Genomic DNA, 13,953 nt, shown 5'->3' with positions numbered 1-13,953 from the left:
CATGGCGCGCCGCGGCCTGTCGGGATTGAAGCTGTCGGCCCGGCTGCTGCTGGGCGACGTCACCCTGGCCGGCGCCGGCCTGGCGCTGTGCACCGCGCCGGCATGGCTGTACGCGGCCTTGCCGGGCGCGCTGGGCGTGGCCGCCGCGGCGCTGGCCCTGCCCTTGCCTTTTGCGGGCTGGGCGATGCTGCGGCTGCCTTTTGCCGCACGCCCGCCCGGCGCGGAGGACGGCATCCGCCTGCAAGCGGCCGACGCTCCTGAGCTGTTCCGCGAGATCGAACAGGTGCGTGCCCGGTTGGGCGCGCCGGCGCTAGATGCCGTCTACCTGAACGGCGAATTCAACGCCAGCATCCGGCAGCACCGGCGCCTGCTGGGCCGCACGCGCAACGTGCTGTGGTTGGGACAGCCGCTGCTGGAGATGCTGTCGGCAGAATCCTGCCGGGCGATCCTGGCGCACGAGTGCGCGCACATCGCCGGCAGCCACGGGCGTTACGCCAGCCGGGTGTATTTCGCGCGGCTGCAATGGCAGGAAGCGGCTCGGCAGCTGGACCGGCGCAAGGGCCTGTCCACCGGACCGCTGCGCCTCTTCATGAACTGGCACGTGCCGCGCTTCCTGGCGGCCAGCCTGGATTTCGCGCGGGAATGTGAGTACGAGGCCGACGCGCAGTCGGCACGCGCCTGCGGCGCGGCCGCCGCCGCGAACGCGCTAATGGCCGTGTCCGTGCAAGGGCGCGCCCTGCGCGAGCACTGGCCGGACCTGTATGCGCAGGCTTCCGAAACGCAGCCGCCCTCTCCCCATGCCTGTCTGGCCGGCGATGCCCCGCTGCCATATCCCCGCGACGAAGCCGAGGCGCAGGCCTGGCTGCATCAGGCCCTGTGCCGCTCGACGACCGACGACGATACGCATCCTTCGCTGTCGGACCGGCTGGCGGCCTTGAATGCCTCGGGCCAGCAGGAAGCGCTGGCCACGGCACCTGCGCCGACGGATGCCGTCCCCTGGCGCCGCGCTGCGCCGAGCGCGGCGGCCCTGTGGCTCGGTCTCCAACGCCTGCCGCTGGCCCGCGCCCTGGACGAATCCCAGCGCGACGCCATCGCCCAGCTTGCGCGCGAGGCGCGCAACGAACGCGACGAAGCCATCGCTGGCCATCATGAATTGCTGCGCAAGCAGCGCCTGCGCGCGCTGTCGGCCGACGAGCGGGCGCGCATGGCCTGGTATGCCGACACCCTGATGGGCGATGCGGACGGCGCAGCGGTCACGCTGGAGCAGAACTTGCAGGAACATCCCGGCCACTTGCCGACCCTGTGCCAACTGGCGGCGCTGCAGCTGCGCCGCGCGGCGGACCGGGACTTGGACAAGCGCCGGCAACTGGAGGCGGCCTCCGAGGCGCTCTGGCGCCAGGCCGCCGCCGTGCCTGGCCCGCAACGCCTGCCCTGCCTGCGCCAGCTGACCGCGGCGGCGCTGCGGCGCGGCGACGACGCCCAGGCGCAAGCCTGGCGCGCGGAGGCGGACCAGCTGGAGCGGCAGGCCCAGGCCGACGACGCTGCCCCCCGCTATCTGCCGCACGGACTCGGCGCCGGCGAACTGCGCAGGCTGGCCGACACGCTGGACCCGCTGCTGCATGTTGCCACTGGCGTCTGGCTGCTGCGCGACGCAGCCAGCGGCCGCCTGGCGTTGCTGGTATTGGCCCGGGAGTCGGGCGTGGCGCGCGCCGTCGGCAAGCTGACAGGAGAGCAGAGCTACCTGCGGCGCGATTGCGAAATGCTGTTGACGCGGCTGCTGCCGCGCATCCGCCTGGACATCGAACCGATATTGCTGGAAGCCGGCGACCCGCTGCCGGGCGAGTGCACGGACGCCTGCCGCCTGAGGCGCGCGACGTAATCGTGTTAAATGCGGCCTGTAGCAATCACAATGGAAGCCCCCCGCATGCCCCGTCTCGTGACCAAACCCGCCGCCTGGATCGCTGCCGCCGCCCTGTCGCTGGGATTCGGAACCGCCTCGGCGCAACAGTACGAGGAAAGCGCCACGGCCTTGGCCCAGATCCACGCCATCATGGAGTATTGCGGCGTTCTCACCCCCCAGATGCTGGACATCATGAAGCAGAGAAAGCAGAAGGCCGCGCGCGAGACCGGCGTATCGACGCTGGCCTACGACGCGGCGTATTTGCGCGCATACACCAAGTCGCGCAAGATGCTGGACGAGTATGGAGAAGAAGAAAAAGAGCTGACCTGCCAGCCCATGCGGGCCATGGCAGGACAGGACTGAATGAAAATCCCCGCACGGAGCGATTCATGGCGCAAAAGGAACGACACAAGGGCCGTTTGATCGACCACATCGGATTGGTCGTGCGCGACCTGCCCGCCAGCAAGGCGTTCTACACCGCGGTCTTCAATGCGTTGAAGATTCCCATCGGCGGATCCGACGACAAGAACTTCTGGACCGACGAACTGTTCATCTCCTCGGCCGGAAGCGCCGAAGTCCAAGGCGAACTGACCGGCCGCATCCACCTGGCGTTCCAGGCGGAAGACCAGGCCATGGTGCAGGCCTTCTACAAGGCGGCGCTGGCGCACGGCGGCCGGGACAACGGCCCGCCGGGCGAGCGTCTTGCCTACCATCCAGGCTACTACGCCGCGTTCGTGCTGGATCCGGACGGCAACAATATCGAAGCCGTCACCCGCGCGGGCGCCGTACGCAGCGCGGCCTCGGTGCGGATCACCTACTGACTGCGCCCGCTGCGCCTGGGGCCGGATGTCAGGCCGCGCCGCGCGGCGCCTGGATCATCTTCCAGCCATTGCCCGCCGGATCGCGGAAACCCGCGTCCACGCTGCCATAGCGTTCGATGGGTTCCTGCGTGAATTCCACGCCCAGGGCCCGCAGCCGGGCGTAGCTTTCACGGCAATCCGCCACGTGCAGGACCAGGGGCGGCATGGCCCCCTTGGCGACCATGGCGCGCAGCGTTTGCGCGGTAGCCTCGTCATGGATGGGCGGACCGGGCGCGAACAGGCCCAGCTGAAACGAGGGCTGATCCGGATGCTGCACGGTCAGCCAGCGGTACGGTCCGTTGCGCACGTCCGTATGGACGCGGAATCCGAGCTTGTCCACGTAGAAGGCCAGCGCCTCGTCCTGATCGTCCACGTACACGCCCGCCACATTGATGCCTTGGTTCATGAGACCTCCTGGGTTGATGGCGGAAATTTACCGTCGGCCGCGCGGCGGCGCTTCTCCAAAACAGCGATGTTGAGGTCGGGCCGCTGCGCGGCCTTCACGATGCAGCCGGGCATGCGGTCCAGCACCGGCATGTCCGCCCTGGCCTGCGCGCGCATGGCGCTGGGACTCAGGCCGGTGACGTCGCGGAAGATGCGGCTGTAGGTGCCCAGGCTCTCCCAGCCCGTGGCATAGGCGATTTCCGTGATGCTGAGCTCCGTGTCGCGCAGCATGGCGACGCTTTGCTCGATACGCCGCGTCAGCAGGTAGCGGTGCGGCGGCAGGCCGAAGGCGCGCTTGAAGGAGTGCGCGAAATGCGCCTTGGAAATGCCGCTGGCCTCGGCCAGGCGCTCCACTGGCCAGGCCTCGTGCGAGGCCGAGTCCATGCGGTCCTTGACGCGCAACAGGCGGCGCAATAGCGCCGGGTCCTGCAATGCGGCCTGCTGGTCCGGCGCCGCCTGCAGCAACAGCGGTCCCATTTTTAGCAGCGCGTCTTCGCCCACCGCGCTGAAACCCACCACCACGCCAGGCGGCATGTCCACCTTGCGGCAAAAATCCGACACCGGCTGCATGCCCACGCCGGCGGCCCGCGCCGCCGCCACGACCTGCGCCACGTCCCAGCCCGGCGGCAGCCACCACAGCAGATGGAAGCCGGCGTGCTCGCCGCTGACGCGCAGTTCCTCCGTCCCCACCGCCTGCCGCAGGGCGCGCAGCGCCGCGTCGCGCCTGCGCGCATACACGCCGCGCGCCTTGCGCACGTGGCGCGCGAAGCTGCCGTCCTGCAGGAACGCCGCCAGCGTCATCTGCTCGATGATGCTGGGCGCGCGCCCGGCCCGGCGGCGCGCCTGCGCGAAGGCCGGCGCCAGCGCCTTGGGCACGACCGCATAGCCGATGCGCAGCGCGTTATACAGGGTCTTGTTGAAGCTGCCGCAATGGATGACTCGGTCGGCGCTGTCCAGGCTTTTCAAGGCGGCCAGCGGCGCGCCGTCGTAGCTGAATTCGCTGTCGTAGTCGTCTTCGACGATCCAGCAGCCGCTCTGCGCGGCCCAGTCCAGCAGTTCCAGGCGGCGCGACACCGGCATGGTGGCGCCGGTGGGCGACTGGTGGGCGGGCGTGACGTGGACGAGCTTGACTCCGCGCTGGCGCCGGGCCTGCGCCACGGGAAAGCCTTCCGCATCTATGGGCAGCGGGACGATATGCCGGGTGTACTGGCCGAAGATGGGCTCGGCGTTGAGGTAGCCCGGATCCTCGATCAGGACCCGGTCCTGCGATTGCAGCAGGAGATGACCGCAGAGATCCAGGCCGTCCCGGATGCCGCTCAGGACGATGACCTGGTCGGGATCGCAGCGTATGCCTCGCGCCGCGCCCAGATAACGCGCGATCTGCTCGCGCAGCGGCCCCCAGCCCTGGGGCTCGTCGTTGGCAAGCTGCGCCGGCGTGACGCGGCGGGCGCTGGCCAGCAGTCCCTTGCGCCAGCGCTCCATGGGAAACAGCGCGGCGTCTGCGCTGCGCGAGAAGAACTGGGAATTGGGTTGGGACGGCGTAAGGATCGCGGCCATGAGCGTAGCGGCCTGCGGCGAACCGGCAACCGGCGCGGCCCGCGTCTTGCCCGCTCGCGGCGCGCCTCCTGGCGGCACAGCCGAGGACGCTTGCGCCTTCGGCGGGGCAACCTCCCCATCCGACATTCCCGCCCGGAAATAGCTGTCCGGAATCACCGCCGCCACATAAGTGCCCGAGCCCACCGTGCCCGCGGTATAGCCTTCCGCGCGCAGTTGGTCGTAGGCGGCCTCGACGGTGGAGCGGGCGATGTGCCAGCGTCCGGCCAGGCTGCGCGTGGACGGCAGGCGCGTCCCGGAGGGCAGCGCGCCTTGCAGGATGCGTTCGCGGATCTCGCGGTAGACCCAGGACTGCTTGGATTCCCCGGCGCGGGCGACATCCACCGGCAGGTCCAGGCTGGCCTCCTGGCGTCCGGCATCCGGCTTCTTGGTGGAAAGTGGCTTGCTCATATTGATAGAAATGGCTCTATTTTATGCAGCCATTCTAGCGATAGATTGGCTGCCTGCGTCCCGTCTGGGACATATTTCCTGGAAGCGTCCATGGACACCCCCGCTACCCGCCACACCATCACCCTGGAAACCGGCCCCTTCGTCACCGACGGCACCACTTCGATCCTGGAGGCGGCGCTGGCCCAGGAAGCGCCCGTGCCCTTTTCCTGTCAACGCGGCGCCTGCGGCTCATGCCGCGCCGTGGTGGTCGAAGGCCGTTTCGAACGCATTGCGCCGCCAGCGGCAGGCGGCTACCAGACCGCCAGCGACGAGCTGCTGATGTGCCAGTGCCGCGCCGCCAGCGACCTGACGCTGCGTTTCCCGCACTGGAGCGCCCCCGAGCAGCCCGCGCCGCCGCGCCGCGCCAGCGTGGTATCGCGTGCGCCGCTGGCGCCGGACGTCACCCAGCTCATCGTCGAATTGCAGGACGGGCCGGCCTATGACTACCTGCCCGGCCAGCATGCCCGGCTGATCCTGGACGGCGGCGCGCGGCGCAACTTCTCAATCGCGAATGTACCGGGCTCGGCAGGCCCCGCAAGGCTGGAGTTCCACATCCGCCGCATGCCGGGCGGCGCCTTTACCGATGGCATCCTGCCTGGCCTCATGCCCGGCGACACGCTGACCCTGGACGCCGCGCAGGGCGACTGCATCTGGTCCGCGCAGGACATGGAAGACGTGGATCACCTGATCCTGCTGGCCACCGGCACGGGCTACGCGGGCGTCGCGCCCATCCTCATGGCCGCGCTGCAAAGCCGCGCGCTCAAGAGCGTGACGCTGTACTGGGGCGGCCGGACGGCGCACGATTGCTATGCCGGCCGGATGCTGAATGCCTTGCAGAACAAGGGAGAGGGCTTCCAATGGCATGCGGTGCTGTCGCAGGACTCGGCTCCTGAAGCCGATGGCGCACGGGCCGGCGACGGCCCCCCGCGCCGTCCCGCCAACCGGCACGTGCAGGACGCGGCCGTCGCGGCGGGCCATGACTGGTCGCGCAGCCTGGTCTATGCCTGCGGCAACCCGGCAATGGTGAGCGCCGCCCGGGCGCGGCTGCTGGCTGCCGGCTTGCCGCAAGACCGGTATCGGGCCGAAGCCTTCCACCCCGCGGCCGGCGCTGCGGCTGGCGGACCGCCGCCAAGTCCGGCGCATCCCTGGGAACGCATCAGTCCCCGCTACACCCTGGAAGGCATCCTGGACGCGCGCCGCCGTTCCATGCAGGCGGTGCGGGAGATCGGGGCGCTGATACGGCCCGGCATGACAACGCGCGAAGCCATCGCCCTGGCTGACGGGCACCTGCGCCAGATGGGCGCGTCCCACAACTGGCACCCGACCTACGTGCGTTTCGGTCCGGACTCGCAATCGCCGCCCATCCAGCCCACCGACTACGACCGCAAGCTGCGGGAAGAAGACATCTTCGTGCTGGACATCGGCCCGGTCTGGGACGGCCACGAAGGCGATTACGGCGACACCTTCGTGCTGGGCGCGGACGCGGACCGCCAGCGCTGCGCCGCAGCCGCGCGCGAGGTCTTCCGCTGCACGCGCCTGGACTGGCTGGAAGGCTTGACTGGCGCCGCCCTCTACGACCGCGCGTCCTGCCATGCGCGCGACCATGGGTGCGAGCTGGTGCGGGAAATCCCCGGGCATCGGGTCTCGGATTTTCCGCACGCGCTGTACGGCAGGCATCTGCTGGCGCAGGCGGACTTCGTGCCCGCCGACGGCATCTGGGTGCTGGAGATCCAGGTGCGCGACGCCCGGCTGCCGATGGGCGCGTTCTATGAGGATGTGCTGCTGCGCTGAGATGAGGAGGTGCCGCTGCGCCGAGGCTGCGGCTCGATACGCAAGTACCTACGCCATGCCCTGGTCGTAGATCACCGGCATCTGCCCTTTCCAGCGGCTCCACGCGGCCGCGTCGGTGGCCAGTTCGGCCATGAAGTGCGCCACGTTGATGCGGCTGGTTGCGCCGGCATTGAAGATCGCGCTGCGGGAGGGCGAAGGATACGTTTCATAGGCCGTGGCCGCGCCGCCATCGCGCAGGCTGTCGGGCCGGACCACGGACCACTCGATCATGCCGTCGACCTGGCCCACCTCGGTGCGCAGATAGTCGGACGCCTGTTCGTTGTCGGCATGCGGCGGCAGCAGGTGGCGCACCAGTCCGACCACGCATTTCTGGCCGAACGAAACCGGTTCGGCCAGGTCGCGGTTGCTGTTGCCCGCGGTGTTCATGAGCACGAATCTGACCGACGCATGCGGCCGGTTGGCCCGTATCGCCGCGCACAGCCGGCGGGTCGCGTCCGTCACCAGCCGGCGAGGCGCGCCATACATGCCTTTCAGGGTCATGTTGTGGCCCAGGCAGGACAGCACCGCCGTGCAGCCGCTGGCGTAGCGGGCCAGATCGGCGTCGCTCAGGTCCAGAACGCTGGCGTGTACGAATGACAGCCGGGCATCGCCGGCCAGCTCCGCCAAGGCATCAGACGACCGCAGGATGGCGCGGACGGACAGACCGCGGTCGAGCAATTGCCTGACGAGCAGCCGTCCCGTTGCTCCGCTTGCACCGACCACCAGCGCTGTCATCGCCGCCCCGCCGCATATCAACATTAACTATGAACTCATATCGCAACAAGCCGAAACGCGCGACCACGCTACTCGCATCGACCACTCTTTAGCGCTCAGAATCTATATTGAACCAAGGTCGCCACGCCCCCACCATTCGATCCTCCTCAAAGAACCTCTCGGCAACGGCGTTCTCGAGAAAGTCAGAGCGGTAGGAGAAACCCACTGAACTAGTAATAATTTTCAGAGGATTGGGCTCATTTGGGAAAATGTGTTCAATTCCCCACCGCAGTTGGCAGGACGTGGTTTTGGGCACGGCCTTGTGATGATCCGGATGCGGATCATGAAGACGACCAACGCTCTTTTGCTTGATATGAAGTCCAAAGCGCTTTCGCAAGGTTGTGCTCTTACCAACGTAAAGGCACGGATACGGAAGTTCCTCCGGCCACCAATCTCGGTACTCAACGGGGAAGAGAACCCCTTTGGGCCCCCGAAGGATGACCGTTCGATTTGCGGCTAGCAGGGTATCGCGACAACCTATCCACCAAAACGCATAGACACCAGCGCCTTCCGGAATGGTTCGGGGCCTCGAAGTCAATAACTCGCCAACGCTCTGTATGGGACTATGCGTGTGCATATGAGAATCTGGGGAAGAAAAGTGATGCAGCTATAAGGCTGTTGCTTGGTTCAACAGCTCAATCCGAGTGGTGTAGCTCTGAACGAGACATGCGCGGTCAGGACAGATATTGCGAACCTTGTTGCGCCAGTCTGCCTGTGAAGGATTGAGGGGCCTTCTATTATTGTTCGACTGAGACCGATGTACGCCCAACAACCTATACATTTCGAAGTCCAGAGAAGCTAGCTCAGCATCTGAACAAATGAGCTCTTCGTACCACTTCGTCGCCTTGTTGCAATCAAAACTTGGCTTGACTTGCTTCGAATATGGAGTGATAGAAATTCCAGATTTTTCCAAAAGACCATATCCGTTCTCTGACACGGACAAGAGACCATCTTTCTCAATCACCCATCCGTATTGGATGATGATGTCGTCGATGTATGCGTTTCTGATTTCATTGGACGCAAACCTTGCGGCCCACCGTTGCTTGAAGCTTTCCTTACTAATTCTGAAATTCTTCAGCTCTGCAAGGTCCCGCAGCATTTCGACGGAGTCGGGATGCGCACTGCGAAAGTACCAAAACTGCCATACGCGCAAGGATCGCTCCGCTTCAGCCAGCTTCGCTTCCAGACTTTGAGCCAGCTGCTTTTGTCGCTCGTGGCCTTCAATTTCCGATTTGATGGCAGCAAAGGCAGCAGGGTCGCCATTGTTGATGGTGACCTGAGTAAAACCCGGTCCCGTCGCCGCAGACGCAAGTGACGCGCCTGCAATGGCCACACCGCCCGGGGCAACCGCCGTATTCGATGTTGGGGCCGGAGGCTCAATCCTGTTCATACTGACTAGCGAGGGCCACAGTTGGATTCCAGCAAATATCGCTGCGGCAATTGTTGCGACGTATGCCGCTTTGGTTTGTCTCGCGGTTAGCATTTTCTGATGTTCGCGCGGTTGATTGAGTTTTCTCTGCTCTACGGCATCAACCCTGCGATTCTTAACTCCAGCCCTACCCGCGCTGGCTCAGGGCCCGGGCGATCCGGTGCCTGGACACGGTGGTCTTCGGCACATGGAACGGGAACCAGCTACGCACGTCCTCGTCCAGCCCGATGCCGTGCATGTAGTTGTAGATGGCTTTCTTCAGCGCGCGGCCCAATGCGTCGTGGTCCACGCCCGTTGGGTCGTGAAAGCCTATGTCGTTCTTGGCGAAGGTGATCGGCGGCAGGGGTTTGAGGGTCACGCCGTATTCCTCGGGGTTCTGCCCCACCGGCGAATGCACCGTACAGGCGAAGCGGTGGAAGAAGCCGCTCTGGATGCAGCCGTTGTCGAACAGCTGCCGCACGTATTCCAGCGCATCCACGGTGTCCTGCACCGTCTGCGTGGGAAAGCCGTACATCAGGTAGGCATGCACCAGGATGCCGGCGTCCGTGAAGGCGCGCGTGACGCGTGCCACCTGGTCGACCGAAACGCCCTTCTTCATCAGGTTCAGCAGCCGGTCCGACGCGACCTCCAGGCCGCCCGATACGGCGATGCAGCCGCTGTCGGCCAGCAGTTCGCAGAGTTCGGGGCTGAAGGTCTTTTCGAAGCGGATGTTGCCCCACCAGGAAATGCCGGTGTTGCGGGCGATCAGTTCGGTGGCCAGGGCCTTCAACGACTTGGGCGGCGCGGCCTCGTCGACGAAGTGGAAACCGGTCTGCCCGGTTTCGCGGACGATGGCCTCGATGCGGTCGGCCAGCACCTCGGCCGATGCGCCTTCATAGCGGCCGATGTAGTCCAGGCTGACGTCGCAGAAGCTGCATTTTTTCCAGTAGCAGCCATGCGCCACGGTCAGCTTGTTCCAGCGCCCGTCGCTCCACAGGCGGTTCATGGGATTCAGCATGTCCAGCAGCGACAGGTAGCGGTCCAGCGGCAGCCCGTCCCAGGTGGGCGTGCCCACTTCGGCGAAGGCGATGTCGGGTTCGACCATGTTCACGTAGCGCACCGCGCCCGTGTCCGTCTCGCGCAGGAAGGTGCGCACCAGGCGCTGGCGCGAGCGCTTGCCCTGCACGTGCTCCAGCAGCGACAGCAAGGGACGCTCGCCCGCGTCCAGGGTCACGTAGTCGAAGTAATCGAAGACCCGCGGGTCCTTCAGTTCGCGCAGCTCGGTGTTGACGAAGCCGCCGCCCAGCACGGTGATGATGCCGGGATCGCGCGCCTTGATGGTCTGGGCGATGCGGAACGCGGCGTAGACGGCGCCGGGGAACGGCACCGACAGCAGCACCATGGTGGGCGTGTGGCGGGCCAGCGCTTCCTCGGTCAGGCTGAGCAGCATGTCGTCGACCAGCGTGGGCGGCGCCGCCAGCGCCTGGGCCAAGGGGTCGAACGTGGGCTGGCTGCCCGCCAGCGATTCGGCATAGCGCACGAACTCGAAACGCGGATCCACCGCGTCCCGCAGCACGTCGGCCAGGTCATTCAGATACAGGGTCGCCAGATGCTTGGCGCGGTCATGCAGGCCCAGCGCGCCGAAGGCCCAGCCCAGGGGATCGCCGCCCTCCTCGTCCAGGTACACGTCCAGCGAGCTGAAGCGCGGTCCCTCGGGCAGAAAATGGCGGCCGACGATGCGGTGCGCCAGCGTGGAATCGCGGCCCTGCAGGAAGGCGATGACGGGGTCTATGGTCGCCAGGTAGCGCGCCTGCTGCGCCACGAAGGCCTGGACCGCGGGGCTGTGCTTGTTGGCCGGCAAGGCCGCCACGCGCTCCGCCACGGCGCGCAGGCCATCAGCCGACAGCAGGCGCAGCACCAGGGCCAGCGCCAGGTCTTCCTGGAACGAGGTCACGCCGCGCGACCGCAAGAAACCGGTCAGGTAGGCGGTGGACGGATAAGGGGTATTGAGCTGCGTCATGGGCGGGATGACGGACAGCACGCGTAAAGGCAAAGAGGACATGAAGCACGGCAAGGCTGCCGTCGAAGCGGGGATCGGGGCCATTATAGGCAGCGCGGCGAGCTGCGCCCCGGCCGCCCGGCCGCCGCCGGCTTGCGCCGGGCGGCGCGGACGTCAAAGTTCGTCCAGTACGCCCGGGTCGAATTTCCAGCGATGGCGGCCATTGACGCTGCACACCGCCGTCGTCTCCTTCTGGCGCTTCGGGCCTATTTCCCTGAACTTCACCTCGCCCCCGCACACGGGGCACTGGCCGCCGATCTCGGTGTAGAAAACCTCGCCGGCGCGGTTCGCCTCCAGGTTGCACAGCGAGAGAACCCGCGTATAGCGCTTGCGCTTCAGATCGTTTCCGATTTGCACGCTCACGAGACTCGGAAACAGCAGGATGAACCACCACGTCGACATTCCCCAGACGTAGGCGCCCAGGGCGATGGCCGCCACGCTGGCCACGCCGCCTGCCAGCAGCCACGCCGTCTTGACGGGCTTGCCGCGCAGCCGCAAGGGAACGGCGTGATAGCGATGGAATGCTTCAGCCCAGCTGCCGGGAAGGGCCGCGGCCGCCTGCAGGCTGGCGGCGGGTTGCGGATTCGCGGCGGGCTGCGGAGTCAAGGCAGGCTGCGGATTAGCGGCGGGCCATGGACTCGTCACGGCCGGTGGCGTCTGGTCCGCCGTAAAGCTGCCGGCGTTCGATGTGAAGACGTTCTTGCTGGGCATATTGCCCAGCACTCTTGCGCATTCGTCGCACACGCTGTTCTTGCCCTTGTGGGCGGCTCCGCATTTAGAGCAATGCACGCGATCCCCTCGGAGTGGAAACTTTAATCTGGCGCCACTATTACCATTACCATTTTCTTAGGCTCTCGCCGCAACCGTACCCAGCCTGGCGTCATTCCCATGCGCAACCGATCAGATCCCTTCGCCCCGCCCCGCAAGCAGCGGGCAGTCCGCTCCAACTCGCTGCTCTGGATCCTGGAACCGCTGGAGCAGGACGCCGGCTACATGCGCCGGCAGATGTTCGGCAGCGATGCGGCCTACCTGGATGGCCTGCTGTATCTGGTCGCAGCCGACCGCGAAGATCCCTGGAGCGGATTGCTGGTGTGCACCTCGCAGGAACGCCAGGCGGAACTGATCGCCGAGTTTCCAGGCCTGCAGCCGCATCCGGTATTGGGAAAATGGCTGTACCTGCCGCAGACCGAAGAAGACTTCGAGACGCTGTCGGTCAGGCTGGCAGCGCTTGCGCTGGCGCGCGACCCTCGCCTGGGCGTCGCGCCCCGACCGCGATCCCGCCGCAAGGGTTGATCCACGCCCTGGCCGGGCCCCTTCAGCAGGCCAGCGGACTGGCCTCGGCGCGCGCCAGCTCCACCCGGTTCCCGCCCAGCGCCTTGGCCCGGTACAGCGCCTGATCCGCCGCGGCCAAGGCATCGGCCAGAGGCGGAACCTTGTCGTCGAACTGCGCCAGCCCGACGCTGACCGTGGCGGGTATGCCCATGCCCTCTTCCCGCTCGGCCACCTTCACGGCGAAGTGCTGGGCCACGGCCGCGCCCAGCACCGTGGCGCGGCGCGCGTCCTGGCCGGACAGCAGCGCGGCGAATTCTTCGCCGCCGATGCGGGCGAGCAAGGCATCGGCGCCCAGCACACAGCGAGCGGAATCCGCGAAGAACTTCAGCACCTGATCTCCCGCCTGATGGCCATGCCGGTCGTTGATGGCCTTGAACTGGTCCAGGTCGAATGCCAGCACCGCGACGGGTCCGCGCCCTGCCCCGCTGTCGATGATGCGCGCGCCCTGCTCGAAGAACCACCGGCGATTGCCCAGGCGGGTCAGGTAGTCGGTCTGCGATTCCCGCAGCAGCTGGCCGTGGGTTTCCTCACGGACCAGCTTGACCACGGTCATCGGCAACAGGATCGAATACAGCACGCCTTCATACATGGTGAACGTGCTGGCGGCGAGATTGATGCCTGGACCATACTGCGCCACCCACCAGGGCAACACGAAAGCGCGGGCGGCGTATACCAGGGCATGAATGCCCGCCACCGCGGTAGCGATGCGCAGCGGCATCAATGGCCTGAGCGACTGGCAGCGCCACAATTCCCAGGCCGTTACGCCGCTGACCAGCGCAATGGGGAAGGCGCTGACGTACTTCCACACCACGTCCTGCCCCGCCTCGCCGGCCACCAGCCAGATCAGCGCCATCACGATCAGCAGGCCGATGGAAGCGGCGCGGTAACGTCTGCCGCTCAGCGAGGCCGCCCCGTTCATGATGAGGAGGTAGCCGCTGAGCATGATGAGGTTGGCTATCGGGGAACCGAGAGCGCCCGGCAGCCTGCCCCGCAGCAGCACGACGGTGCAGCCGAGCGCGAGCGTGGCGAAGCCCGCCGCCAGGATGCGCAATGATCCGCTGCGGCTGGGATGGGTCCGATGCTCCCAGAACGTCAGGCCTGCACTGGCGAGCAGCGTTCCGATGATGATGAAGTAAAGGGTAAGGAGATCGACGTACATCGTGAACGCATGGGTATCGCGCCGCAGCATCGCGGCGGCCAGCAGGAATTCTACGTGGGAAATGCGTCATGGAAACATAGCGTAACCCCTGTCACAAATTGATTGCGCGTCATGCAACACCGGACGTTCCGGCCGTCTCGCATG

The 13,953-nt window shown here is 66.5% G+C and carries 12 protein-coding genes; 5 read left to right on the top strand and 7 right to left on the bottom strand.

Translation table 11 applies throughout. The features are described from left to right. Position 1 precedes the first annotated feature (1 nt). Genes HWY37_RS08615 through HWY37_RS08605 form a run of 3 tightly spaced genes read left to right on the top strand, consistent with a single transcriptional unit; the run spans position 2 to position 2,721 of the window. Entirely contained in the window at positions 2-1,879 is a 1,878-nt protein-coding gene (locus HWY37_RS08615; protein ID WP_176088371.1) for a M48 family metallopeptidase, read from the top strand. A gap of 45 nt (positions 1,880-1,924) precedes the next feature. Next, positions 1,925-2,263 carry a hypothetical protein gene (locus HWY37_RS08610; protein WP_176088370.1) on the top strand — a complete coding sequence of 113 codons (339 nt, stop codon included), beginning with the start codon at positions 1,925-1,927 and terminating at the stop codon, positions 2,261-2,263. A gap of 26 nt (positions 2,264-2,289) precedes the next feature. Then, positions 2,290-2,721, top strand: a complete 432-nt coding sequence (locus tag HWY37_RS08605) for a VOC family protein (protein WP_176088369.1) — start codon at positions 2,290-2,292, stop codon at positions 2,719-2,721. Positions 2,722-2,749: 28 nt separating this feature from the next. On the opposite strand, the gene HWY37_RS08600 is transcribed toward HWY37_RS08605, so the two are convergent. After that, the gene (locus HWY37_RS08600; protein WP_176088368.1) at positions 2,750-3,166 is read right to left on the bottom strand and encodes a VOC family protein; all 417 of its coding nucleotides are present in this window, start codon (positions 3,164-3,166) and stop codon (positions 2,750-2,752) included. After that, a complete protein-coding gene (gene pdxR, locus HWY37_RS08595) occupies positions 3,163-5,208 on the bottom strand; it encodes a MocR-like pyridoxine biosynthesis transcription factor PdxR (protein WP_176088367.1) in 2,046 nt (681 codons plus the stop codon). The genes HWY37_RS08600 and pdxR overlap by 4 nt, the downstream gene beginning before the upstream one ends. 90 nt (positions 5,209-5,298) lie before the next feature. On the opposite strand from pdxR, the gene HWY37_RS08590 reads away from it, so the two are divergent. Then, positions 5,299-7,038, top strand: coding sequence for an NAD(P)H dependent flavin oxidoreductase family protein (locus HWY37_RS08590; protein ID WP_176088366.1), 1,740 nt, complete (start codon positions 5,299-5,301; stop codon positions 7,036-7,038). Positions 7,039-7,086: 48 nt separating this feature from the next. Here the strand turns inward: HWY37_RS08590 and HWY37_RS08585 are convergent, their stop codons facing one another. The 4 genes from HWY37_RS08585 to HWY37_RS08570 form a co-directional block, all read right to left on the bottom strand. Continuing rightward, positions 7,087-7,812, bottom strand: coding sequence for an NAD(P)-dependent oxidoreductase (locus HWY37_RS08585; RefSeq protein WP_176088365.1), 726 nt, complete (start codon positions 7,810-7,812; stop codon positions 7,087-7,089). Between the two features lie 646 nt (positions 7,813-8,458). Further along, on the bottom strand, positions 8,459-9,241 hold the full coding sequence (locus tag HWY37_RS08580; RefSeq protein ID WP_176088364.1) for a lysozyme inhibitor LprI family protein: 783 nt from the start codon (positions 9,239-9,241) through the stop codon (positions 8,459-8,461). Positions 9,242-9,407: 166 nt separating this feature from the next. Beyond that, the gene (locus tag HWY37_RS08575; protein WP_176088363.1) at positions 9,408-11,321 is read right to left on the bottom strand and encodes a B12-binding domain-containing radical SAM protein; all 1,914 of its coding nucleotides are present in this window, start codon (positions 11,319-11,321) and stop codon (positions 9,408-9,410) included. 111 nt (positions 11,322-11,432) lie between these two features. After that, entirely contained in the window at positions 11,433-12,107 is a 675-nt protein-coding gene (locus tag HWY37_RS08570; RefSeq protein ID WP_176088362.1) for a hypothetical protein, read from the bottom strand. A 99-nt stretch (positions 12,108-12,206) separates the two neighbouring features. Between HWY37_RS08570 and HWY37_RS08565 the strand changes: the two genes are divergently transcribed. Then, entirely contained in the window at positions 12,207-12,611 is a 405-nt protein-coding gene (locus HWY37_RS08565) for a hypothetical protein (RefSeq protein WP_176088361.1), read from the top strand. A 22-nt stretch (positions 12,612-12,633) separates the two neighbouring features. Here the strand turns inward: HWY37_RS08565 and HWY37_RS08560 are convergent, their stop codons facing one another. Further along, positions 12,634-13,809: a GGDEF domain-containing protein gene (locus HWY37_RS08560; protein WP_176088360.1), complete on the bottom strand. Its 1,176-nt coding sequence runs from the start codon at positions 13,807-13,809 to the stop codon at positions 12,634-12,636. Positions 13,810-13,953: the final 144 nt, after the last annotated feature.

It is taken from the genome of Achromobacter anxifer, from assembly GCF_903652925.1.
Classification (GTDB): domain Bacteria; phylum Pseudomonadota; class Gammaproteobacteria; order Burkholderiales; family Burkholderiaceae_B; genus Achromobacter; species Achromobacter anxifer.
The sequence above is the reverse complement of the archived record's forward strand: the minus strand, read 5'-3'. Positions and strand labels throughout refer to the sequence as shown.